Origin of the sequence: Microbacterium sp. NPDC057659 (assembly GCF_042799915.1) — a bacterium.
Taxonomy (GTDB): domain Bacteria; phylum Actinomycetota; class Actinomycetes; order Actinomycetales; family Microbacteriaceae; genus Microbacterium.
In genome coordinates, this window is the sequence record NZ_JBHVHU010000002.1 from 331,161 (window position 1) to 354,907 (window position 23,747).

Consider the following 23,747-nt stretch of genomic DNA (forward strand, 5'->3'; position numbering starts at 1 on the left):
CGCATGGCCAGCCTGATCACGCAGGTGAAGAGCAAGCTCTTCATCCACTCCTCGAAGAAGTCGATGCACGCGCTCGACGGCGCCTACGCGTCGCTGCTGCGCGGCCGCAGCCTCGACTTCGAGGACCTGCGCCCGTATGAGTACGGCGATCAGGTGCGCGACATCGACTGGCGTGCGACGGCCAAGCACAACGAGCCCCTGGTCAAGCGCACGAAGGCCACCCGCATGCACACCGTGCTGTTCGTGGTCGACACGGGCCGCGGCATGAGGGCCCTCGCCGAGGACGAGCGGCCGAAGTCGGAGCTGGCCGTGCTGGTCGCCGGTGCGCTGGGATTCCTGACCGTGCGGCACGGCGACGACTTCTCGGTGGTGCACGGCGATGCGGCCGGCATCCACCGCATCGCGCCCAGCGGGACCGAGGGCGGACTCGAGCATGCCCTGCGGCGCATACAGCGCGCCGTCGGCACGAGCACGGCGCCGAACGACCGCGACGGCCTGCTCGGCTATGTCGCGCGCACCATCGCGCGCCGCATGATCATGGTCATCGTCACCGACGAACAGCCCACCACCGACGAGACCGAGCGGATGCTGCGCCGGCTGAAGGTGCAGCACGACGTGCTGTGGGTGACGCTGCGCGATGCCGATCCGGTGCTGCACGCCCACCCTTCGTCTCGCTGGGCCGCGGGTCCTGAGCGCCCTTCGTCTCGCTTCGCTCGCTCAGGACCCGGAGAGACTCCGGCTCCTGAGCGAGGAGCGAAGCGACGAGACGAAGGGCGGCGCGACGTGGACACCGACTGGCGCGTGCCGGACTTCGCGCACGGAGACCCCGAGATCATGGCCGAACTGGCCGCGCAGGAGGCCGCCGACGTCGCCCGCCGTGACGAGATGCTGCGCCGCCTCGAGATCAGCCACACCGAGATCGAGGGCCAGGACTCCGCCGTGCCCGCTCTGCTGCGGATGCTGAACCGGAGGTCGCATGCCCGCCTCTGACGACCTGTATCCGCCGGCGCAGTACGGCTGGGGCTGGATCCTGCTGGCCGTCGCCGTGCTCGTGGTGATCGCGCTCGGCGCGTGGCTCGTGATCGCCCTCACCAAGCCGAAGCGCAGCCTGACGATCGCCGGCGCCCCGGCATCCGCCCCGCTGTTCGTCGATGTGCTGGGCGCCCTGCGCACCGACTACCTCGGCCGCATCCAGCAGATCGAGGATGCATACCGCTCTCGGAATATGGATCCGCACACCGCCAACCTCGAGCTGAGCCGCACGGTGCGCGCCTTCGTGAACGAGTACTCCGGTCTGGAGGCGCCGGTGCTGTCGCTCGACGACCTCGAGCACCGCGGCGTGCATCCCGCCCTCATCGACGCGCTGCGCCGGCACTACTATCCGAGCATCTTCCAGCGCGGTCGCCCGATCGACCCTGTGGCCGGCGCCGAGGCCGCCCGCAAGGTGGTGACGTCATGGCACTAGCGAACAGCTGGATGCTCATCGTCGCGGCCGTCGTCGTCGTACTGGCCCTCGGGGTGGGTGTGCTTCTCGGCCTGCGCCGGGGCCGCATCGGCGACGGCGAGGGCGCCCTGGTCTCACGCGCCGAGCGCCTGCGCCGGCTGCCGTCGTTCCGCACCGCGGTGCGCCGGCGGATCACGGCGCTCACCGGCATCCTCGGCCTCGGCCTGATCGCTGCGCTGCTCGGCGGCGTGGTCGCTGCGCGGCCGATGGCGGCGCAGACGATCCAGCCGGTCAACACCAGCCGCGACATCGTGCTCTGCCTCGACGTATCGGGCTCGATGACCGACGTCGACCGCGAGGTCATCGACGTGTTCGACAGCCTGCTCGACGGCTTCAAGGGCGAGCGCATCGGACTGACCATCTTCAACAGCTCCCCGGTGCAGGTCTTCCCGCTCACCGACGACTACGCGTTCATCCGCGATCAGCTGGCACAGGTGCGCAAGGGCTTCGATTACCAGACCGACACCCCCGACCACTGGGTCGGCACTCTGAACGGCCCCGGTGCCTCGCTGATCGGCGACGGCCTCGCCGCCTGCACGATGCGGTTCGATCATCTCGACGACGAGCGCAGCCGCTCGGTGATCCTCGCCACCGACAACGAGGTGAACGGCGCGCAGATCCTGACCCTCGACGAGGCCTCCGCCTACGCCGCCGCGCAGAAGGTCAAGGTGTTCGCGATCGATCCGGTCGGCGACGCGAAGGCGCAGACCAGTGCCGGCCTGACGAAGGCCGCGCAGGCGACCGGCGGCCAGGCGTACGGGCTGCGCGAGACGACGACGGTCTCCGACATCGTCGCGCAGATCCAGAAGCAGGATGCCGCCGCGCTGCGCGGACAGGCCCAGGTGATCTGGGCCGATTCCCCGAACCTGTGGATCGCGCTGCTGCTGGTCGCCGTGCTCGGCTTCCTCATCCTGTTGTGGGTGGTGAGACTGTGATCTTCCAACCCGTGCTGAACCCGCTGCTGCTGGTGCTGCTGTGCGCACCGGTCGCCGCCGCGATCGTGTGGGCACTGGTGAAGGCACGCGGTCCGCGTTGGATCTGGGGACTGCGGATGCTCATGCTGCTCGCCGTCTTCGCGATGCTGCTGCGCCCCGGCATCCCCGGAGGCAGCTCGCAGACGCTCGCCACCGACACCGACGTCGTGATCGCGGTGGACACCACGGCGAGCATCGTCGCCGAGGACTGGGACGGCGGCAAGCCGCGCCTCGACGGCGTGCGCGCCGACGTGCAGAAGATCGTCGACGAGTACCCCGGCGCGCGCTTCGCGCTGATCACCTTCGACGCGACGGCACAGCTGCGCCTGCCCCTCACGACGGATGCGACCGCGCTGATCTCGTCGCTCGACGTGCTGCGCCCCGAGGTCACCGCGCAGTCCCGCGGCAGCTCGATCGGCGTCGCGAACGAGCTTCTCGCGAAGACGCTGAGCTCGGCGGCGAAGGCCGCGCCGGGCAGAGCCCGGATGGTGTTCTACCTGGGCGACGGCGAGCAGACCTCCTCGAGTCAACCGGAATCCTTCGGAACCGCGCAGAAGTACGTCGATGCCGGTGCCGTGCTCGGCTACGGCACGAAGGACGGCGGGGCGATGAAGATCACCACCGGCCGCGGCACCACGGGCTCGGGCTACATCGAGTACCAGGGCGAGAAGGCGCACTCGGTGATCGACGAGAAGAACCTCGAGAAGATCGCAGAGCAGCTCGGCGTGACCTACGAGCACCGCACCGCGGATGCGAAGATCACGCTGCCCCAGGCGCCGAAGACCACGACCGACTATGCGGAGTCCGGTGAGGTCGGCGACGTCACCGAGCTGTACTGGATCTTCGCGCTCGTCATCGTGCTGCTGCTCGGCGTCGAGCTCGCCCGCGCGACCATGCTGGTGACCCGGATGCGGGGGCTCGCGGCGCCCGCATCCGACCGCCGGCCCGCCGGAAACCACAGTCCATCCGTTCCGGACCCGGCGCGTCGCCCGACGACACGCCCTGCCGAGGCCGTTCCGTCTGTGCTTCCCGACCGCGAAGGGGATGCCCGATGACCTCAACGCTTGAGCATCCCCCCGCGCGGACCGACCCGGCCACAGCACTCCTCGCCGCGAACCGGCGGCGACGCCGCATCCGCCGCTGGATAGCGATCTGCAGCATCCCCTTCGTGATCGCGGGGCTCGTGCTGGTGGCGAAGCTGCTGAGCATGTACGCCTTCGCGCACCAGTCGGTGAGCGCCTATGTGGCGGGCGACTACGCGGGGTCGGAATCGGCCGCGCACGGCCAGTCCTGGTGGAACGTGTTCGAGCCCTACAAGGCGCCGTTCAACGCCGGCACCGCGCTCGCGGGCGCCGACGAGCTGCCGGAGGCGCGCGCCGAGCTCGAGGACGCGCTGTCGCTCGCGCACGGTCTCGAGGTGTGCGACGTGCGGATCAACCTCGCGATCGTCGTGGAGCGGATGGGAGATGCCGAGCAGGCCGGCGGCGATCCGGCGAAGGCCGCGCAGCTGTACGGCGAGGCGCTCGAGATCACCGTGGACACCCCGAAGGAGTGCGACAGCGAGCAGGCGCAGCAGCAGTCCTCCGATCCGAACCGCGACATGGGCGGCACGCTCGACGATCTGAAGGACCGCCTGCAGCAGAAACAGCAGCAACAGCAACAGCAGGAGCAGCAGCCCCAGCAGGGCCAGGGCGACGAGAAGGATCAGCAGCCCGGCCAGGGCAAGCTCGACGACATCGAGGGCAAGCTCGGCCAGGGGCAGCAGGACCGCGAGGATCAGCTCGGCGGCGGCTCCGGCGACGACGGTGCCGGCAGCGGAACGGACAAGCCATGGTAGACGAGCAGCGCTCCCGCTATCTCGGCAGCGACCAGGGCGCACCGCCGGTTCCGCCGCCCGGCGGATACCACGGCGCGCGGCGCACGAACGCGGCACCCGCCCAGCCCGCGGCGCCCCAGGTCGTGCAGCTCGACCTGCCGAAGACGAAGCCGAACGGGCTGGGCTGGGCGGCTCTGGTCGCCTCGATCCTGTTCGCGCTGATCCTGCTCGGCGCGATGATCGGCGGCGGCGCCGACCCGGTGTACTCCCTCACCGTCGTGGTGCTGCAGCTCGTCGTCGCCGGCGTGATCATCGCCGCGCTGCTCACGGCGAAGGGGCGGATGCTGGGCGCCATCGCCCTCGCGATCGCACTGCTCTTCAACGTGGCCACGGTCGGCGCAGTGGGAGCTGTCGTGGCATCCGCGACGCACTCGTACGACGGCGTGAAGAGCGACAAGCAGAAGCACGAGGAGGCGTACCCCGGTGTGAAGGGGACGTCGAACTCCGAGGTGCTCGCGCAGTCCTCGCTGGAGGACGTGCAGGCCAGCGGTGACGAGCTGATGGCGGAGATCCGCGCGCGGCTGACGGACGAATTCGGCTACACCTGGAAGAAGTCCGGATCGCCGTCCACCCGGCATGAGCGCAACGGCTACGGCGGCGAGTCGCTGCTGCAGCAGTACACGTCCGAGCAGTGGACCACGAACGAGCCGGTGCGCGACAACGACCGCAAGCGCGCGATCGCGTCCGTGATCGATGAGGTGCTCGCCGAGCGCGGGATGTACGACCTGTATCCGCTGAACTCGGCGGAATCGGGCATCTCGTCAGACATGGTCGCCAAGCTGTACGGCTCCGCCGACGTCGAGGAGCAGCACACCTGGGAGTGGTACTCCGACGCCTATCCCGACCCGATGATGCTGTACGTCGACGTCTTCGACCCGTCGAAGGATCCGACCGGCGAGGCGCAGACCGACCGCGAGGCGAAGCACACGGCGACTGGCGAGCCGGTCGAGGGCGTGCAGCTGACGATCATCGCCCGCAAGCTGCTCAGCGAGAAGGACCGCGACGCCTTCCAGAAGCGCATCGGGGAGTATCCGGGGTTCTGATTCGCGTGACGCGCCGCGAGGTGTTTCCTCTGCCACGGGGCGCTCCTAGACTCGCGAGAATGACTGAGCCTGAGGCATCCCTGGTTCGCCCGCTCTCCGAGCTGACGGCTGCCGACATCCCGATCGCCGGCGGTAAGGGGGCGAATCTCGGGGAGCTGGTGCGCGCCGGGTTCCCCGTTCCGGACGGGTTCGTCGTCACGACGGACGCGTACGACGCGTTCGTCGCGGCGGCGGGTGTGGATGCCGCGCTCGAGAAGCTCGCAACGGACTCCGACCCCGCCGCTGAAGCCGCGGCGCTCTTCGCCGCATCCGACCTGCCGACCGACATCGCCCTGCAGATCGCCGCCGCGTATGCGGCGCTCGGCGAGGGGCCCGTCGCGGTGCGCTCGTCCGCGACCGCCGAGGACCTGCCGGGCGCCAGCTTCGCGGGCCAGCAGGACACATACCTCAACATCGAGGGCACCGACGCCGTCGTGGATGCCGTGCGCCGCTGCTGGGCGTCGCTGTGGAACGCCCGTGCCATCGCCTACCGATCGCAGGTGGGGCACGAGGCCGCCGCAGGGCTGAGCATCGCCGTCGTTGTCCAGCGACTGGTTCCGGCCGAGGTCGCCGGCGTGATGTTCACGGCGAATCCGGGCAACGGACACCGTGACGAGACCGTCATCACAGCCTCGTGGGGACTCGGCGAATCGGTCGTCGGCGGTCTGGTCGAGCCTGACGAGTACACCGTGCACGGCGATGCCGTCGACCGCCGCATCGCGACGAAGAAGGTCATGACCGTGCGCGTCGACGGCGGCTCGGAGCAGTCCGAGGTCCCGTCGTCGCAGGCGGATGCCGCCACCCTCACAGACGCTCAGGCACGCGAGCTCGCGGAGATCGGCGCCGGTGTCCAGGACCATTTCGGCGCCCCGCAGGACATCGAGTGGACGCTCTCCGACGGCGCGTTCCAGATCGTGCAGGCACGGCCGATCACCGCTCTTCCCGAACCCGTCGGGGACGTGCCCGCAGACTGGCCGCTGCCGCGCAAGGGCAGCCTGTACTTCCGCGCCAGCATCGTCGAGCAGATGCCCGATCCGCTCACTCCGCTGTTCGCCGATCTCGTGAGCGACGCGGTGCCGTTCGGCCTGCGCTCGATGCTCAGCGATGTCGCGCCGGACCTGTCGACGCTGGACATGGCCTTCCCGACGATCAACGGCTACGCCTACTACGACTATCCGCAGTCGACCTTCTTGGCCATGCTCAAGGCCACGCCGCCGTTGATGCGGTTCATCCTGCGCAAGGGCTATGTGATGGACAAGTGGCACGACCAGGCGCTGCCCGCCTATCGCGCCGTCGTGAATCGCTACGCGGACATGGATGCCTCGCAGCTGTCCGCCGCCGAGCTGATCGCCGGCGTTCGGGAACTGCTCGACGCGGCCTGCGCGTACTACAGCATCGTGCAGATGGTGATGCCACTGGCCGGCATGAGCGAAGTGCTGTGGACGAAGCTGTACGACTCCACGATGCGCCGTGAGGGCGACCCGCAGGCGTCCGACTTCCTGCTCGGATTCGATTCGGCACCGATGCGATCGGAGCGCGCACTGCACGAGCTGGCCGTGTGGTGCAGGACCCAGCCGGGGCTGGCGGAGCAGCTGGATGCCGGTGACGATCTTCCGGCGTCGTTCCAGGAGCGGCTCGATGTGTATCTCGCCGAGTACGGCCACACCGTCTACAACCTCGACTTCATCAATCCGGTGCCCGCCGACGATCCGGCACCCGTCATCGAGACGCTCAAGCACACGATCGCGGGGAACGCCGCCGACCCGGCCGAGCGGCAGAAGGCATCCGCGACGCGGCGCGAGCGCATCACGCGCGAGCTCATCGCACGGCTGGATCCGATGCGCCGCGGTCTCGTCGAGCGCCGTCTTCGATCCGCCCAGCTGTGGGCACCCGTGCGCGAGGATGCGCTCGCGGCGATGGGATTCGCCTGGCCCGTCCAGCGCAGGCTGCTGCGCGAGTTCGGCGCCCGGCTCGCGGCATCCGGCGCGCTGGACTCCGCCGAGGACGTCTTCTGGATCACCGCGGCGGAGGCGGACGCCGACGCCGCGGCGCTGGACAGGGGCGCTGCGCTGCCCGATCACCGCGCCGACGTCGACGAGCGCCGCCGCACCTGGCGCGGCCGACGGCTCGCCACCCCGCCCCAGTACCTGCCGAAGGGCGGGTGGATGACGTCGATGGAGCGCTTCATGCCCGCGAGGGAGAGCGACGAGACCGGGCCCGTGCTGCACGGCACCGGCGGGTCGGGCGGCCAGGTGACCGCACCCGCACGCGTGCTCGGCGGCACGGCGGATTTCGCGAGCTTCCAGCCCGGCGAAGTGCTCGTGGCGTCCATCACCACTCCGGCGTACACCCCGCTCTTCGCCCTGGCCTCGGGTGTCGTCACCGACATCGGGGGCGTGCTCAGCCATGGCTCGATCGTGGCGCGGGAGTACGGCATTCCCGCGGTGCTCGGCACCGGCAGCGCAACCAAGCGGATCTCCACCGGAGACGTGCTGACCGTGAACGGAGCGACCGGCACGGTGCGACTGGACGGAGCACCGGCCGGCGACGCGGACGCCTCAGTCGCGCCGTCGAAGCGCCGCAGGCTGGTGGGCATCGCGCTCGGCATCGCGGCCGCCGCCGGGGTCGTGCTGCTCATCGCACGCCGGCGCCGGCGGCGCTGACCAGGGGCTTCCCCACCGCTCCGAGACGAGTCGACGACCCGCAGGAAGGGCGCCGGCCCGGATGCCCGGAGCCGACGCCCTCCTCGCCTGCTGTTCGCGCTACTTGATCTCGCGCACCTTGATCGCAGCGCTGTCGGTCGCCTTCGAGAGCGTTCCCGTCGCGATCAGCTGATGCGGGCCGCCGGCTGATGTCGCCGGGATCGTCACCTCGCCGGAGAGCCGGCCCTCGGCATCCGCAGTCAGCGTGCCGACCGCGATGACGGTGCCGGGGCCCTCCTTGCGCAGCGTGACCGCGACCGGCTCACCCGGTGCGAAGCCGGTCCCCGTGACCTTCACCGCGGTGCCGGCACGGACGTTCGCGGCGCCTGCTTTGACGGATGCCGTGTAGGTCGGCGGCGCGATCACCGGTCCCGCGGCGGCCAGCTCGCCCGCCGTCGCCCATGGGTTGCCGTTCACCTCGGACAGGGCGACCAGCTTCAGGTAGCGCACGGGCTGCGGCGCGAACGACGCCAGCTGCGCGGCGGCGGAGTTCTGGAAGGTTCCGGCCGTGACCGCCTCGCCCCAGTCACCGTCGATCGCACTCACCGTCTGCGAGGCGTACACCTCGTAATCGCCGATGCGTCCGTTCGCGCCACCCGTGCCGGTGCTGCTGCGGCCGGTGTACCAGAGGCCGCAGATCGACTGGGCCTCGCCCAGATCGAGCACGATCGAGTGCGGGTACGTCGCGGTGGTCGGCGACCACTGCGAGTGCCAGTACGTGGCCGGGTTGCCGTCGATAGCCGCGGCTGCGGGACCGTTCGGCGCCGGCTCGCCCGACATCTGCTGACTGGACACCGCGGCGATCGCCTTCGGCTGCAGGGTGCCGGCGGCGCAGGTCGCGTTCGCCGGAGTCTCGGCGTGGGCGATGGCCTTGCCGTCGCCGTCGACGAGGTCGAAGCCGAACACCCCGGCGCCGATCTCGGCCGCGATGTTGAACACCTTCACCTCGGCGTCGATGCTGTCGTGCGAGGCGACGTCACCGATGGCGACCTCGGCGGGAACCGCGGTCCACCCCTCGGCGGCCTTCACGCGCAGGCTCGCCTCGGCCACGGCGCGATCGGTCATGTTGCTGACCGTCACGGTGAAGGTGCCCGACCCGCCGGGGGCCGCCGAGACCGCACCCGGCGAGACCGTCAGCGACACGTCGCCGTTCAGCTTCCACACCGTGCGGCCCCAGTCCGCCGGGGTCTGCACGACACGGCCGTCGGCCACGTCCTTGAACCCCTTGTATGCGACGGGCACGTGCGTCAGCCCCTTGGAGATCGAAAGGAACTGCTGGCTCGCCGCATTCGCGACCGTGTATCCACCGTCGACCTCGCGTACCTGCCACTTCTGCAGCGTCGTGGTCGCACAGTTCGCGAGCGTCACGTCCGCGCCGATCTCGACGGGCACGTTCAGGCGCATCGTCCCGGAGCGCGACAGGTCGAGGCAGCGTCCGTCCGCGGCGCGGATCGTGTAGTAGCCGTCGTCGGTGCGGGTGAACGTGAACGTGTCACCGGCATCCGCCAGCACCGTGCCGGAGCCGGAGCCTGCGGCGAGCGCGCCGCCGTCGGTCTGCAGCGTGTACGCACCGGCCGGCAGCGGCTGCCGGTCGGCGTTCTCCCACAGCGGGGCCCGGCCCACGACGTCCATGGCCTTCTTGAAGTCGGCGTAGGTCGCCCAGGGGCGATCGTTCGTCCAGGTGGTCTGCGCGACCAGGCGCAGCGGTTCGAACATCCGCTTCTCGGTGGTGTTCTCGGCCTCGGCCGGCGTTCCGCCGTCGGGCCAGATGCTCATGCGGGCACCGAGGATCTTGTCCGTGCCGCTGGTGACCTTCTGTCCGTAGAACTGCGCGGGCGTCCAGCCGCCCTCGTACAGGCCCTTGCTGTCGACGCCGTAACCGCCGCGCACCATGTAGAGCGAGTTGGAGATGTTGTTCACCTCGTGGCCCCAGTCGATGAACTGCTGCGGCCTGATGGTGGACCCCGCCTGGTTCCAGTGCTCGATGATGATGTCGGTGTCGAAGCGCACGAACTTGTTGTCGGTCATGACGCCGTCGTTCCAGATGCGCATCGTCTTGCCCTTGGACTTCACGTAGGCGTTGACCTTGTTCGTGTACCAGGCGACGACGTCGTTCTCGGTGGCTCCGGCGCCGAACTTCTCCTCGGCGAAGCGCTTGATCTGCGGGTAGTTCTTGTAGCCGCTGCCGAGCATGTACTCGTCAGCCCCCATGTGCCAGTACTTCGTGGTGAACACGTCGGCGTACTCGTCGATGAGGTCGGTGTAGAAGTCGAAGGACGCGTCCTTGGTGATGTCCATGCGCACCTCGTCCTTGGCGCCGGTGCTCTCGTTGGTGAGCTGCAGCTCCGGCATGTTCTCGAGCCAGATCTCCATGTGTCCGGGCGAGTTGATCTCGGGGATCACGTCGATGCCGTGCTTGTTCGCCTTCTTCACGAGCGCGCGGATGTCGTCCTTCGTGTAGTACGACCAGGTGTTGGTCTGCGGGTAGCCGTCGACCTTCACCTTGAGCTCGAGCATGAGCGTGTTCATCTTCAGGTACGCCATGTCCTCGATGAGGCGGTCGATGAAGTCGGTGGAGATGTTGATGACGCAGGCGCACACGGTCACGCCGCGCTCGGCGTACTCCGGCACGTCCACCACCGAACCCCGCGGCAGCGTGTCCTGTTGCGTGAGCATCTGCAGCACGGTGCGGGTGCCGTTGAACACGCCGGCCCGGTCGGCGCCGGTGACGACGATGCTGTCGCCGACGGTGAGCTCGTAGCCCTGGTCGCCCAGATCATCGCGGCCGGCGTCGACCCGCAGCTCGATGTCGCCCGCACCCGCGTCGTCGGCGACGACCTTCGTGGACGGATGCCCGGCGGCGAGCTCGCTGCGCAGGAGGTCCGCCGCAGAGGTCAGGCCCGCGTCATCCGGATCGGCGACGATCGCGAGATCGTCGGCCGCCGTGAACACGCCGTCGGCCGCCTGCCACCCCTCGATCGAGGGGATCACGTCGGGAAGCGGTGCAGATGCGGCGGATGCCGGCGCAGCGAGCAGGAGCGAGCTCACGGCGAGCACGGTCGCGGTGACCGTTGCGGACAGGGCGCGCATCCTGCGCGCTCTCGGGCTTGTGGGTCTCACGGGACTGCCTCTCTGGACGACGATGTCCGGCGCCGGGCGGCGTCGAGCGGTTATGGCATCGATAACATATCGAGCGCGACTAAGCTGTGTCAACGGATTCGAAGGAGGGCCCGTGACCGGAAGCGAGACCTCGCAGCGACCGCCGGGGATGCTCGACGTCGCTCGCGTCGCCGGCGTGTCAGCGCAGACCGTCTCGCGCGTGCTGCGCGATCACCCCTATGTCTCCGATGAGAAGAGGCAGCGCGTGCTCGCCGCCGTCGAGCAGCTCGGCTACCGCATGAACACCGCAGCCCGCGCCCTCTCGTCCGGCCGCACCAGAACGATCGGCCTGGTCAGCATCGCGACCGAGTCGTACGCCGGCGCCATCACGCAGTCCAGCGTCGAGTACGCCGCGGATGCCGAGCACTACAGCGTCGTCGGGGCTCAGATCTCCACGCCCGACGCCGAGTCGATCAGCGGTGCCCTGCGGCGCCTGGAGCGACTCGGCGCCGAGGCCATCATCCTGGCTGTGCCGCTGCGCACCCCCGACCACCGCATCGAGCAGGTCGCCGAGCACCTCCCCACCGTGACGATCGGCGGATCGCCGGTGGGGAAGGCGCGCGCGCTCGACGTCGATCAGCGCGCCGTCGCCCGTCTCGCCACCGAGCACCTGCTCTCGCTGGGGCACCGCACCGTGCAGCACGTCTCGGGTCCCGGCGACTGGATCGACGCGGTCGAGCGCACACACGCCTGGCACGACGTGCTGACCACGGCCGGCCGCGAGGCACCCCCCGTGATCCACGGCGACTGGAGCCCGGAATCCGGCTATCAGGCCGGCCTGCGCCTGGGCGCGGATCCAGCCGTCACCGCCGTGTTCGTCGCCAGCGACGAGATGGCCTTCGGTGTCGTCCGCGGGCTGCATGAGGCCGGCCGGCGCGTCCCGGAGGACGTCTCCGTGGTCGGCGTCGACGACATCCGCCTCGCGGCCTACTGCACTCCGGCTCTCACCACGGTGGCGCAGCCGTTCTCCGAGCTGGGGCGCGGGGCCGTGGCATCCGTCACCGCGCGGCTGGAGGGACGCGACGACCCGACCAGCGACGTGCGCCTCTCCCCCCGGCTCGTGGTGCGCGGGTCGACCGCGGCTCCCCCGGCCTGAGGTCTCAGCCGGCGAAGGACAGGCCGGCCGCGACGGTGAAGCCGAGCACCGTGAACAGCCCGGTCGACTCCTGCGCCTTGGACTGCGCCTCGGGCACCATCGAGTCGACCAGCATCACCAGCAGCGCGCCGGCGGCGAAGCCGTCGACGGCTGCCTGGAACGCCGGGCCGACGGCATCCGTGATCGCGTAGCCGGCGACGGTCGAGAGCATGCAGATCACGGTGACGCCTGCCCACAGCGCCAGCATCCGTCCCCGCTTCATGCCGGATGCGAGCAGATCGGACGCCGAGCCGATCGACTCCGGCAGGTTCGAGACCAGGATCGCGATCACGAGCGCCAGACTGACGCCGTCGCCCGAGGCGAGCCCGATGCCGAGCACGAGCTGCTCGGGGATGCCGTCCAGCAGCGCGCCCACGGCGAGCGGCATGCCCGACGGGCCCTTCGCCGCCGCGGCCCTGGCATCGACGATCCGGTCGGCGACGTAGTACGTGAGCGCGCCGACGGCGAGGCCGCCGACGAGGGGCATCGGACCACCGATGCCCAGGCCCTCCTGCACCAGCTCGAACGAGATCGACGAGATCAGTGCGCCGGCGCCGAAGCCCAGCACGATGCCGAGTAGTTTCGGCGGCCAGGTGCGCACCATCGACAACAGCGCACCGAGGAACAGCGGCGCCGCAGCGACCGCACCCCACAGCCAGGCCTGACCCATGCGCTCACCGTAGCCCGAGCGCGCACCTCTATGGGATCAGCGCCCCGGTCAGCGCAATACGCAGGAGGCGGTGCCGGCGACCTGGTTGCCTGTGCCGTCCGCGCGCACGCCGTCGCAGTTCAGGTCGCCGCCGACGGTGTTCTTCACGAGCGTCGCGTGCTGAGCATCCGAGATGTCCAGCGTGCCGCCCACCGTCGTCAGCTTCACGACAACGCCCTGGATGCGCGTGATCGACAGGTCGCCGCCGATCTGCGAACCGGTCACGACGAGGTCGCGCAGACCGCCCGCGGCGACGGCGCCGTCGACGGTGCTGTCGATGAGCTTCACGACGTCGTAGCCCTCGAAGGACAGGTCGCCGGTCACCTTCTGGCCGGTCACGACACAGGCCTGGTCGCCTGCAGCGGGACCCGCCTGGCAGAGCGCGTCGGCACGCTCGGTGGGAGTGGCGCCGGCCTCGGGAGCATCCGTCGTGTGCGTCGCCGACGGGACCGGCGGCTTCGCGGCGTCCTCCGGCTGCGGTGCGCAGGCCGACAGGCCCAGCGCGAGAAGCGCGGTGACGAACAGGATGCCGGTGGTGCGGCGCATTGCGATCTCTCCAGAGTTCCGCGGCAGAGGATCCAGGGTAGCCCGGCGCCGATCCCCGCTGCACAGGCGGGCCGTTCTGCGCGACGCGCCGCCGATAGACTTGATCGCATGTCCAAGGTCCTGCAGTCCCTCCCCGTCGGCGAGCGCGTCGGCATCGCGTTCTCCGGAGGTCTCGACACCTCCGTCGCCGTCGCCTGGATGCGCGACAAGGGTGCGATCCCCTGCACCTACACCGGCGACCTCGGTCAGCCCGACGAGGACGACATCGAGTCGATCCCCGGCCGTGCGCTGGAGTACGGCGCCGAGGTCTCGCGCCTCGTCGACGCGAAGACCGCTCTGGTCGAGGAGGGCTTCGTCGCCCTGCAGTGCGGTGCCTTCCACATCCGCTCCGGCGGCAAGACCTACTTCAACACGACGCCGATCGGCCGTGCCGTGACCGGCACCATGCTGGTGCGCGCGATGAAGGAGGACGGCGTCGACATCTGGGGCGACGGCTCTACCTACAAGGGCAACGACATCGAGCGGTTCTACCGTTACGGCCTGCTGGCCAACCCGCGCCTGCGGATCTACAAGCCCTGGCTCGACGCCGACTTCGTCACCGAGCTCGGCGGCCGCCAGGAGATGAGCGAGTGGCTCGTCGAGCACGGCTTCCCGTACCGCGACTCCGCCGAGAAGGCGTATTCGACGGATGCCAACATCTGGGGCGCAACGCACGAGGCGAAGACCCTCGAGCACCTCAACGTGTCGCTCGAGAGCGTCGACCCGATCATGGGCGTGAAGTACTGGGACGACTCGGTCGCGATCGCCACCGAAGACGTCACGGTCACCTTCGAGGCCGGCCGCCCCGTCGCCCTGAACGGCCAGGAGTTCACCGACCCGGTGGCGCTGGTGTTCGAGGCCAACCGCATCGGCGGTCGCCACGGTCTGGGCATGAGCGACCAGATCGAGAACCGCATCATCGAGGCGAAGTCGCGCGGCATCTACGAGGCGCCGGGCATGGCGCTGCTGTTCATCGCCTACGAGCGTCTCGTCAACGGCATCCTGAACGAGGACACCCTCGCGACGTACCACGAGCAGGGCCGGCGCCTGGGCCGCCTGATGTACGAGGGCCGCTGGCTCGAGCCGCAGTCGCTCATGCTGCGCGAGTCGATCCAGCGCTGGGTCGGCCTCACCATCTCGGGCACCGTCACGCTGCGCCTGCGCCGCGGTGACGACTGGACCATCCTCGACACCGTCTCGCCGAACCTGTCCTACGGGCCGGAGAAGCTCTCGATGGAGCGCGTCGGCGACGCGGCCTTCGGCCCGGTTGATCGCATCGGCCAGCTGACCATGCGCAACCTCGACATCGCCGACTCGCGCTCGCGCCTGGAGCAGTACGCGGGCCTCGGCCTGGTCGGCGGCGCCACCGGCGAGCTGGTCGGACGCGTCACCGCCGGCGAGGCCGCCGAGATCACCGAGCAGGTCGAGGGCTCGGTCTCCGAGGCGGACGAGAAGCTGACGGATGCCGTGGACGTGGCGTCCGAGGGCGCTGCGTTCGACTCGGGCACCGACTGACACGAGGTTCACGAACGAAGGGCGGATGCTGCGGACTGCGGCATCCGCCCTTCGTCGTCCCCGAGCGGAGCAGAAGTTAACTTGCACAACAGTGTGCAGGTTAGTATTCTTGACCCATGACCACCACCCGCGTGCCCCGCAGCGACGCCCGTGCGAACCGTGCCGGCATCCTCGACGCGGCTCGCACGGCGCTCGCGGCCGACCCGCACGCCTCCGTCGACGTCATCGCCCGCGCCGCGGGTCTCTCCCGCCGCACGCTGTACGGCCACTTCGACGATCGAGACGCCCTCATCCGTGAGCTGATCGTGATCGGCGCGCAGCGCTTCAACGCGATCGCCGAGTCGGTCGCCGACACCGATTCCCGGCTGGCGCTCGCGCGCCTGGCCGCCCGCCTCTGGCAGGAGGCCGCGCACGTGCAGTTCGCCGCTGTGCTCGCTCTCGACGAGGCGCACGTCGAGCACACGGCCGAGGCGCTCGCGCCGCTGCGCCGCACGGTCGCCGGCCTCGTGAGCCGCGGCCAGGAGGACGGCAGCTTCCGCACCGACCTCGCCGCCCCGACCGTGGCGCGGCTGATCGAGGAGATGGCCCGCACGGTCGTCGCCAGGACGGATGCCACGAGCGAGGGCGCCGCGGATGTGGCTGTCCGCACGGTGCTGAGCATCGCCGGCCTGTCCTGGCGCGAGGCGGATAGTCTGCTGGCAGCACATCCCGACATCGCGGAGGTCGCTGCATGAGCCCGGTCGGCACTCCGAACGCCTGGACCGTCTTCCGGCGCGACCTCGGTCGTCTCGCACGCGTGAGCAAGGCGTGGATCATCATCGTCGGCGTCATCGTCACGCCCTCGCTGTACGCCTGGTTCAACATCATCGCGTTCTGGGATCCGTACTCCAACACGCAGAACGTCAGCGTCGCGATCGTCAATCAGGACGAGGGCGCGACCTCCGACCTGACCGGCCCGATCGACGTGGGCGGCGAGCTCGTCACCGAGCTGAAGAAGGACCACCAGCTGGGGTGGACCTTCCTCGACGAGGACGACGCGATGGACGCCGTGCTCAGCGGCGACAGCTACGCCGCCATCGTCATCCCGCCGGACTTCAGTCGCGACTTCCTCAGCGTCACGACCGGCGACATCACCCGTCCGCAGCTGAAGTACTACGTCAACGAGAAGGCGAATGCGATCGCCCCGAAGATCACCGACGTGGGGGCGTCGACGCTCGACAAGCAGATCAACAGCACCTTCGTCTCGACGGTCTCGCGCGTGATCACCGAGCAGCTGAAGGCCGCCGGCATCGACGTCGAAGGCAGGCTGACCGAAGCCCGCGACGGCTCGATCACCGCCCTGGACGAGGCGACCGCGAAGCTCGCTGCCGCTCGGACGAACCTCGCCGACCTGCAGTCCGCGCTGACCGACGCACAGGGCCGACTCGACAGTGCGGGCGGCACACTGAGCAAGGTAGACAGGACGCTCGCCGACGTGCAGCGCTCGATCGCCCAGGCGCAGACTCTCGCCAAGGAGGCGCAGCAGGAGCTGCTGACCGTCACCGACAAGGTCACCTCGGCATACGTCGAGGGGGCGGGCCTGCTCGCCGATGCCTCCGGCAAGATGAGCGCGTCGATCGCGACGCTGTCGGCCGGCCTGCAGCAGGCGAACGTCGCGGTGGGCACGGCGATCGACGACATGACCGCGGTGATCAAGGCCAACAGCACGGCTCTCGACGAGCTGCAGGCGGCGCTCGATCAGCTCGACCCGGCCTCGGATGCCGCGCAGAAGCTGCGCGCCGCGATCGACGCGCTGCAGCAGCGAAATGCCGACGATCAACAGGTGCTCGCGCAGCTGAAGACACTGAACGGCGACGTCTCGAACACCCTGAAGTCCCTCGACGCGGCATCCGGCAAGGTCGATGCCGCAGTCCAGCAGGCGGCGACCTCGGCGGGCGACATCCGCAAGGCGCTGATGAACAACGTCCCCGAGCTGAACCGCGCCATGTCGGCGCTGTCGGCCAGCGCCGAGGGCTTCTCGGCGGCCGTGGGCGCGCAGCGCTCGCAGGTGGCGCAGGCCCAGAACCTGCTGGCCGGGCTGAAGACACAGCTCGCCTCGACATCCACGGCGCTCACCGCCCTCGACGGCAACCTGGCCACGGCCGAGGAGGGCCTCGGCACTGTGCGCACCGACGTGCTCGCGCTCGGCTCGGCCGACCTGTGGAACAGGCTCAGCGAGATCAGCGGACTCGATCCCGAGCAGATCGCCGCCTTCATGGCCTCGCCGGTCGAGGTGCACGAGAACGTGATGTTCCCCACCCAGGCCTACGGCTCGGCGATGGCCGCGCTGTTCACGAACCTGTCGCTGTGGATCGGCGCCTTCGTACTGATGGTCATCTTCCGCCTCGAGGTCGACACCGAGGGCGTCGAGGGCGTCTCGGTGCGACAGGCCTACATGGGTCGCTGGATGCTGTTCGCCGCCATCGTCTTCTTCCAGTCGCTGCTGGTCTCGATCGGCAACCTCGTGATCGGCGTGCAGACCGCGAACGCCTTCGCGTTCGTGGGCAGCAGTGTGCTCATCGGCCTGGCCTACCTCAGCATCATCTACGCCCTCTCGGTGGTGTTCGGCTACGTCGGCAAGGGCCTGTGCATCCTGCTGGTGATCTTCCAGATCCCCGGGGCATCCGGCCTGTATCCGATCGAGATGATGCCGGACTTCTTCCGGGGTCTGTATCCGTTCCTGCCGTTCACCTACGGCATCGAAGCGCTCCGCGAGACCATCAGCGGCTTCTACGACGGCACCTGGTGGCGCGCGATGGGAACGATCGCGATCTTCGTGATCCTCGCCTTCGTGCTCGGCCTGGTCCTGCGCCGCTGGCTGGGTAACTTCGCGCTGCTGTTCAACCGCAAGCTGGCCGAGAGCCGTCTGCTGGTCAGCGAGGACGTGCAGATCATCGGCCGCCGCCGCACCCCGCAGATCATCCGCGCACTGACCGACGGCGACGGCTTCCGTGCCGAGAACGCGGCGCGGGCGCGCCGGTTCACCGAGCACTACCCGACCCGGCTGCGCCTCACCGTGATCATCGGAGTCGCGGTGATGGCGGTGATCGGCGTCGCGGCCTGGCTGCTGCCCGACGCGAAGGCGACCATGCTCGGCCTGTGGGCGCTGTGGTGCCTGATCCTCATCGCCGCGCTGGTGACGCTGGAGTACATCAAGCAGAGCATCGCACAGGCATCCGAGCTGGGCGCGATGCCCGAGGCCGATCTGCGCCAGGCGCTGATCGACGAGACGACGGAGGCCGGCATCCTGCACGCATCCGCGCCGGCGGGCGTACCGCAGGAGGCGGATGCCGCGGCGAGCGCCGCACCGGCCACGGCGGCGGCCGCGACGGCGGTGCTCGAGCGGCCGGAGCCCGAGGTCGAAGCCGAGCCGGACGACGACACGGTCTCGCTCGAGGAGCTCTTCGAGACGGATGCCGGTGACGAGCCGAGCCACGAAGAAGCGCCCGACACCGACGAAGCACCCGACACCGACGAAGCACCCGACTCCGACGAAGAGGACGAAGAGGAGGAGCAGAAGTGAAGAACATCCTCGCCGTGCTCCGCTTCGACCTGCGTCGGGCGACCAGCAGCGTCATGGCCGTCATCGTGCTGTTCGGGCTGGTCGTGATCCCCTCGCTGTTCACCTGGTTCAACGTGATCGCGAGCTGGAACCCGTTCGAGAACACCAAGAACCTCAAGGTCGCCGTCGCGAGCGTCGACGAGGGCTACCAGAGCGACCTGGTTCCGATCCGTCTGAACGTCGGCGATCAGGTGCTCTCGGCGCTGCGCGCCAACGACGACCTGGACTGGGTGTTCACGTCGAAGGAGGACGCGATCGACGGCACCCGCTCCGGTGCGTACTACGCCGCGATCGTGCTGCCCCCCACGTTCAGCGAAGACATGATGACGTTCTACTCGAACGGCGCCGAGCCGACCCGCATCGAGTACTACACGAACGAGAAGAAGAACGCCCTCGCCCCGAAGATCACCGAGCAGGGCGCCGGCGAGGTGTCCACGAGCATCAACGAGGTCTTCACCGAGAAGCTCAGCGAGGCCGGGCTGAACATCATCACCTCGCTGTCGTCGTACCTCGACGACGCCGACACCCAGGCGGCGCTCTCCCGCCTGCAGGCGCACGTCGCGTCGGTCTCGGCGCAGCTGCGCGCCGGGGCGTCGACGGCCGACATGTTCACCGCGCTGCTCGAGTCCAGCCGTCCGCTGCTGGACAGCGCATCCGGCCTGGCATCCTCGTCGGCCGACACCCTGCGCAGCGCGAAGGGTGCCATGGGCGACGGCAAGCAGGCCGCGAAGTCGCTGAAGCAGACTCTGTCCACCACCACCGCGGCGCTGGGCAAGGCGCTGTCGGCCACGGCCGACAGCTATCAGGCCGTCGCCGACAGCGTCGACGACGTGTTCGCCTCGATGGATGCGCAGTCGGCGAGCTCGGCGGATGCGCTGCGCGCCATCGGCGCACGCGTGCAGACCCAGGTCGACCAGCAGCAGAAGGTGCGCGACGACCTCGTGAACAACGTGCGGCCTCTGCTGCCGGACAGCGCACTGGACGCCTTCGACGCGACCATCGCGCGGATCGACTCCGCGATCGCTCGCGAGCAGGCTCTGCAGGTGCGCCTCGATGACGCCGCCTCGCAGATCGTCGCCGGCAACGCCGACCGCCAGGCCACCCACGCAGAGATCTCGAAGCTGATCGCCCAGGCGAAGGCGGCCGTGAAGGACGCCGGCAGCGCGTTCGAGAAGAGCCTGCAGCCGAAGCTCGACGCCCTGGCCTCCACGCTGGCCGACATCGGCCGCGACGTGGACTCGATCGGTGACGACCTCTCGGCGGCGGCCAGGTCGTTGTCGGGCTCGGATTCGCTGAGCAGTGTCCTGACGAAGGGCGAGACGCTCACCTCGGGGATCTCGGCGTCGCTCATCGAGACCGCCGACCGCTTCGACGAGCTCGACGCCGCACTGACGAAGGCCGTCGACACGGGCGACCTGAGCGATCTGCGGAAGATCATCGGCTCCGATCCGCAGGCTCTCGCCACCTTCGTCGCCGAGCCCGTCGAGCTGGACCGGGTGCCGGTGTACTCGGTGGTCAGCTTCGGCGCGGCGATGACCCCGATGTACACCGTGCTGGCCCTGTGGGTCGGTGCACTGCTGACCGCGGTGGCCATCCGCGTGGACCCGCCCCAGGACGAGGAGTCCGGTCTTCCGCAGCTCTCCCCCACACAGACGTACCTCGGCCGGTTCGGCATCTTCGCGATCGTGGGCTTCCTGCAGAGCTCGCTGGTCTGCCTGGGCAGCATCCTGTTCACCCAGGTGCAGCCGCAGCATCCGTTCCTGCTGATCCTGGCGGGCTGGGTGAGCTCGCTGGTGTTCATGCTGATCATCTACACGTTCGTGGTCACGTTCGGGAACGCCGGCAAGGCGCTGTCGGTGCTGCTGCTCGTGATCCAGATCTCCAGCTCGGGCGGCGCCTACCCGCTGCAGGTGCTGCCGCAGTGGTTCCAGAACATCAGCCCGTGGCTGCCCGCCACGCACGCGGTCAGTGCGATGCGTGCGGCGATCGCCGGCATCTACCGGAACGACTACTGGGTGCAGCTGGGCTGGCTGGCGCTGTTCGCCGTTCCGGCGCTGCTGCTCGGCCTGGTGCTGCGCCTGCCGCTCATCCACGGCAACCAGAAGATGCTGCGCGCGCTGGAGTCCACGAAGCTCATGTGAGCGGGGTTAGGATGCCAAGGCGTGCGTCTTCCCCCCGGACGCCGGCCCTTGATCGCGTGAGCCCCCGACTCACCGCCCCGACCTGTATCGAGAGTGTTCCCTCTGATGTCCACAGAGACCCCGGCATCCGCCGTACGCCCCTCCGCCGGAGTCCGCTTCGGCCGCGCACTGTTCGTCGTCGTCGCGATCATCCTGGTGATCGCCACCGCCGCCGCGTTCTTCCTGGCGTGGACCGCGCAGCGGTCGTTCCCGCAGACCGACGGGCGGACCTCGCTCAAGGGCCTGCAGTCTGACGTGGTGGTGCAGCGCGACGACCGCGGCATCCCGACGATCACGGCGAACTCGACCGACGACCTGTTCTTCGCCGAGGGGTACACGCACGCGCAGGACCGGTTCTTCGAGATGGACTTCCGCCGGCACACCACCGCCGGTCGGCTGTCCGAGATGTTCGGCGAGTCGCAGGCCGGCACCGACGCGTTCCTGCGCACGCTCGGCTGGCGAAAGGTCGCCGAGCAGGAGGTCGAGAACCTCGACGAGACCACCCGCGGCTACTACGAGGCGTACGCGAAGGGTGTGAACGCCTACCTCGCCTCGCGCAGCGGCGCCGAGCTCTCGCTCGAGTACGCTGTCCTCGGCATCCAGAACCCCGGCTACAAGCCCGAGCCGTGGGAGCCCGCGGACTCCGTGGCCTGGCTGAAGGCGATGGCCTGGGACCTCCGCACCAACATCGAGGACGAGACCACGCGCGCCCAGCTGGCCGCGACACTCGACCCGGCCGAGGCGAAGCAGACCCTCCAGCAGCTGTATCCGTCGTACCCGTTCGACCGGAACCCGGTGATCGTGCCGACGATCTCCGCCGCGCCGCCGGTCACGGGCCCGTCGGCCACGACCACCGCCGACACCGCCGCTTTCACCGGCAGCGAGGGTGAAGATGCCGCGCAGGCGCTGAACTCGGTGGAGTGGAAGCAGGCCGACACCGTGATCGATGCCGCGAGCATGCTGCTGGGCAACGTCGGCGAGGGCATCGGCTCGAACTCGTGGGTGGTGTCGGGCGCACTCACCGAGAGTGGCAAGCCGCTGCTCGCGAACGACCCGCATCTCGGCGCCGCACTGCCCTCGGTCTGGTACCAGGTGCAGCTGAAGTGCGCGAAGGTCAGCGAGAAGTGCCCGTTCGACGTCGGCGGATACTCCTTCTCGGGCCTGCCGGGCATCGTGATCGGCCACAACGCGAAGATCGCGTGGGGCTTCACCAACCTGACCACCGACGTGACCGACATGTACATCGAGAAGGTCGAGGGCGACAAGTACTGGCGCGACGGCAAGCTCGTGCCGATGGACGTGCGCGAGGAGACGATCAAGGTCGCCGGCGGGAAGGACATCCCGCTCACGATCCGCTCGACCGTGCACGGGCCGATCATCTCCGGGCTGACGCCCGACTTCACCGGCATCGCGAAGAAGCCCGAGCTGGAGCAGGGCAAGGCGACGGATGGCGGGACGGTGGTGCCCGGCGACGCCGCCGGTGCCCCCGCGACCGGCGACTACGCGGTCAGCCTGCGCTGGACGGCACTGGATGCCGGCACCACGGCGAGCGCGATCTTCGCTCTGTCCGAGGCGCAGGACTTCGGCGAGTTCCGCTATGCGGCATCCCTCTTCGACGTGCCGGCGCAGAACCTGATCTACGCCGACAGGAAGGGCAACATCGGCTACCAGGCGCCGGGTCGCCTGCCGATCCGTGGCGCCGGCGACGGCTGGCTGCCGCAGCCCGGCTGGGACAGCAGCTACGACTGGACCGGGTACATCCCGTTCGAGAAGCTGCCGGTGTCGTACAACCCGACATCCGGATACATCGTGACCGCGAACAACGCGATCGTGACCGACGACTACGCCTACTTCCTCTCCAAGGACTGGGACTACGGCTACCGCGCGGGACGCATCGCGCACCTGATCGAGCGGAAGTCCGCCGCAGGCCCTCTGACGGCGCAGGATCTGCGCGACATCCATATGGATGACGAGATGTGGATCGGCAAGCAGCTGACCATCGCGATGCAGGACGTCACCGTCGAGGGCAAGGGTCCCAAGGCGGCCGTGAAGCTGCTGCGCTCCTGGGACGCGCAGAACACCGCCGACTCGTCCGCCGCGGCCTTTGCCAACGTGCTGTGGTCGAACCTGGTGCAGAACATCTTCTCCCGGCGTGACAACCCGATGCCGATCACCGGCCAGGGCCGCCTGTTCACCGTGGTCGGCGGGATGCTGGAGAACCCGGACGACCCGCTCTGGACCAACAAGAAGCTGCGGGTGAACAGCATGGACGAGATGCTCGCCTTCTCGGCGGAGCAGGCGTACACCGAGCTGGCGCGCCTGCAGGGCGAGAACATCGCGCAGTGGAACTGGGGCGGGCTGCACGCCCTCACGCTGCGCAGCGCCACGCTGGGCAAGTCCGGCATCGCCCCGATCGAGATGCTCTTCAACCGGGGGCCGTATCGCGTCAGCGGCGGAGCATCCGTGGTGAACGCGACCGGCTGGAACCTCGGCGAGTCCTATGAGACGACCACCGTGCCGTCGATGCGCATGGTCGTCGACCTGTCGGACTTCGACCGGTCGAGCTGGATCCACCTCACCGGTGCCAGCGGGCACGCATTCAACGAGCACTACACCGACCAGACCGAGGACTGGGCGGCGGGCCGTCAGGACCGCTGGGTGTTCTCGAAGAAGGCCGTCACGAAGGCGACCGTCGACACGCTGGTGCTCACCCCGAAGGGGTAGA

16 protein-coding genes are annotated in these 23,747 nt (G+C 69.3%); 13 read left to right on the top strand and 3 right to left on the bottom strand.

The features are described 5' to 3' along the window. Nucleotides 1–3 precede the first annotated feature (3 nt). From ACFVAE_RS10230 to ACFVAE_RS10260, 7 genes are read left to right on the top strand one after another with little or no spacing between them, the layout of a single operon-like run. A complete protein-coding gene (locus ACFVAE_RS10230) occupies nt 4–990 on the top strand; it encodes a DUF58 domain-containing protein (RefSeq protein WP_378891348.1) in 987 nt (328 codons plus the stop codon). Further along, complete coding sequence (locus ACFVAE_RS10235; RefSeq protein WP_378891351.1) at nt 977–1,465, top strand: hypothetical protein; 489 nt, start codon at nt 977–979, stop codon at nt 1,463–1,465. The genes ACFVAE_RS10230 and ACFVAE_RS10235 overlap by 14 nt, the downstream gene beginning before the upstream one ends. Next, entirely contained in the window at nt 1,456–2,439 is a 984-nt protein-coding gene (locus ACFVAE_RS10240) for a VWA domain-containing protein (RefSeq protein ID WP_378891354.1), read from the top strand. The genes ACFVAE_RS10235 and ACFVAE_RS10240 overlap by 10 nt, the downstream gene beginning before the upstream one ends. Next, nucleotides 2,436–3,533, top strand: a complete 1,098-nt coding sequence (locus tag ACFVAE_RS10245; RefSeq protein ID WP_378891355.1) for a VWA domain-containing protein — start codon at nt 2,436–2,438, stop codon at nt 3,531–3,533. Before ACFVAE_RS10240 ends, ACFVAE_RS10245 begins: the two co-directional genes overlap by 4 nt. Further along, nucleotides 3,530–4,315, top strand: coding sequence for a hypothetical protein (locus ACFVAE_RS10250; protein WP_378891358.1), 786 nt, complete (start codon nt 3,530–3,532; stop codon nt 4,313–4,315). The genes ACFVAE_RS10245 and ACFVAE_RS10250 overlap by 4 nt, the downstream gene beginning before the upstream one ends. Then, nucleotides 4,309–5,397 (top strand): hypothetical protein, encoded by a 1,089-nt coding sequence (locus ACFVAE_RS10255; RefSeq protein ID WP_378891361.1) that lies wholly within the window; start codon nt 4,309–4,311, stop codon nt 5,395–5,397. Before ACFVAE_RS10250 ends, ACFVAE_RS10255 begins: the two co-directional genes overlap by 7 nt. A gap of 59 nt (nt 5,398–5,456) precedes the next feature. Further along, complete coding sequence (locus ACFVAE_RS10260) at nt 5,457–8,099, top strand: PEP/pyruvate-binding domain-containing protein (RefSeq protein WP_378891363.1); 2,643 nt, start codon at nt 5,457–5,459, stop codon at nt 8,097–8,099. A 99-nt stretch (nt 8,100–8,198) separates the two neighbouring features. On the opposite strand, the gene ACFVAE_RS10265 is transcribed toward ACFVAE_RS10260, so the two are convergent. Then, nucleotides 8,199–11,228, bottom strand: coding sequence for a family 20 glycosylhydrolase (locus ACFVAE_RS10265; protein WP_378891365.1), 3,030 nt, complete (start codon nt 11,226–11,228; stop codon nt 8,199–8,201). Nucleotides 11,229–11,370: 142 nt separating this feature from the next. Between ACFVAE_RS10265 and ACFVAE_RS10270 the strand changes: the two genes are divergently transcribed. Then, complete coding sequence (locus tag ACFVAE_RS10270) at nt 11,371–12,393, top strand: LacI family DNA-binding transcriptional regulator (protein ID WP_378891367.1); 1,023 nt, start codon at nt 11,371–11,373, stop codon at nt 12,391–12,393. Nucleotides 12,394–12,397: 4 nt separating this feature from the next. On the opposite strand, the gene ACFVAE_RS10275 is transcribed toward ACFVAE_RS10270, so the two are convergent. Then, entirely contained in the window at nt 12,398–13,102 is a 705-nt protein-coding gene (locus ACFVAE_RS10275) for a ZIP family metal transporter (protein WP_378891370.1), read from the bottom strand. Between the two features lie 48 nt (nt 13,103–13,150). Next, a complete protein-coding gene (locus ACFVAE_RS10280; protein ID WP_378891372.1) occupies nt 13,151–13,687 on the bottom strand; it encodes a hypothetical protein in 537 nt (178 codons plus the stop codon). A gap of 108 nt (nt 13,688–13,795) precedes the next feature. On the opposite strand from ACFVAE_RS10280, the gene argG reads away from it, so the two are divergent. From argG to ACFVAE_RS10305, 5 genes are all read left to right on the top strand, one after another. Then, nucleotides 13,796–15,241, top strand: a complete 1,446-nt coding sequence (argG, locus tag ACFVAE_RS10285) for an argininosuccinate synthase (protein ID WP_378891375.1) — start codon at nt 13,796–13,798, stop codon at nt 15,239–15,241. A gap of 116 nt (nt 15,242–15,357) precedes the next feature. After that, a complete protein-coding gene (locus ACFVAE_RS10290) occupies nt 15,358–15,975 on the top strand; it encodes a TetR/AcrR family transcriptional regulator (protein ID WP_378891378.1) in 618 nt (205 codons plus the stop codon). Continuing rightward, entirely contained in the window at nt 15,972–18,803 is a 2,832-nt protein-coding gene (locus tag ACFVAE_RS10295; RefSeq protein WP_378891380.1) for a YhgE/Pip family protein, read from the top strand. The genes ACFVAE_RS10290 and ACFVAE_RS10295 overlap by 4 nt, the downstream gene beginning before the upstream one ends. After that, on the top strand, nt 18,800–20,983 hold the full coding sequence (locus tag ACFVAE_RS10300) for a YhgE/Pip family protein (protein WP_378891382.1): 2,184 nt from the start codon (nt 18,800–18,802) through the stop codon (nt 20,981–20,983). Before ACFVAE_RS10295 ends, ACFVAE_RS10300 begins: the two co-directional genes overlap by 4 nt. 105 nt (nt 20,984–21,088) lie before the next feature. Beyond that, nucleotides 21,089–23,746 (top strand): penicillin acylase family protein, encoded by a 2,658-nt coding sequence (locus ACFVAE_RS10305; protein ID WP_378891385.1) that lies wholly within the window; start codon nt 21,089–21,091, stop codon nt 23,744–23,746. The last annotated feature ends 1 nt before the right edge of the window (nt 23,747 follow it).

Coding starts and splice junctions, on each gene's coding strand:
- ACFVAE_RS10230 (WP_378891348.1), top strand. CDS start 4: ATGGCCAGCCTGATCACGCAGGTGAAGAGCAAGCTCTTCATCCACTCC.
- ACFVAE_RS10235 (WP_378891351.1), top strand. CDS start 977: ATGCCCGCCTCTGACGACCTGTATCCGCCGGCGCAGTACGGCTGGGGC.
- ACFVAE_RS10240 (WP_378891354.1), top strand. CDS start 1,456: ATGGCACTAGCGAACAGCTGGATGCTCATCGTCGCGGCCGTCGTCGTC.
- ACFVAE_RS10250 (WP_378891358.1), top strand. CDS start 3,530: ATGACCTCAACGCTTGAGCATCCCCCCGCGCGGACCGACCCGGCCACA.
- ACFVAE_RS10255 (WP_378891361.1), top strand. CDS start 4,309: ATGGTAGACGAGCAGCGCTCCCGCTATCTCGGCAGCGACCAGGGCGCA.
- ACFVAE_RS10260 (WP_378891363.1), top strand. CDS start 5,457: ATGACTGAGCCTGAGGCATCCCTGGTTCGCCCGCTCTCCGAGCTGACG.
- ACFVAE_RS10265 (WP_378891365.1), bottom strand. CDS start 11,228: ATGCGCGCCCTGTCCGCAACGGTCACCGCGACCGTGCTCGCCGTGAGC.
- ACFVAE_RS10275 (WP_378891370.1), bottom strand. CDS start 13,102: ATGGGTCAGGCCTGGCTGTGGGGTGCGGTCGCTGCGGCGCCGCTGTTC.
- ACFVAE_RS10280 (WP_378891372.1), bottom strand. CDS start 13,687: ATGCGCCGCACCACCGGCATCCTGTTCGTCACCGCGCTTCTCGCGCTG.
- argG (WP_378891375.1), top strand. CDS start 13,796: ATGTCCAAGGTCCTGCAGTCCCTCCCCGTCGGCGAGCGCGTCGGCATC.
- ACFVAE_RS10290 (WP_378891378.1), top strand. CDS start 15,358: ATGACCACCACCCGCGTGCCCCGCAGCGACGCCCGTGCGAACCGTGCC.
- ACFVAE_RS10295 (WP_378891380.1), top strand. CDS start 15,972: ATGAGCCCGGTCGGCACTCCGAACGCCTGGACCGTCTTCCGGCGCGAC.
- ACFVAE_RS10305 (WP_378891385.1), top strand. CDS start 21,089: ATGTCCACAGAGACCCCGGCATCCGCCGTACGCCCCTCCGCCGGAGTC.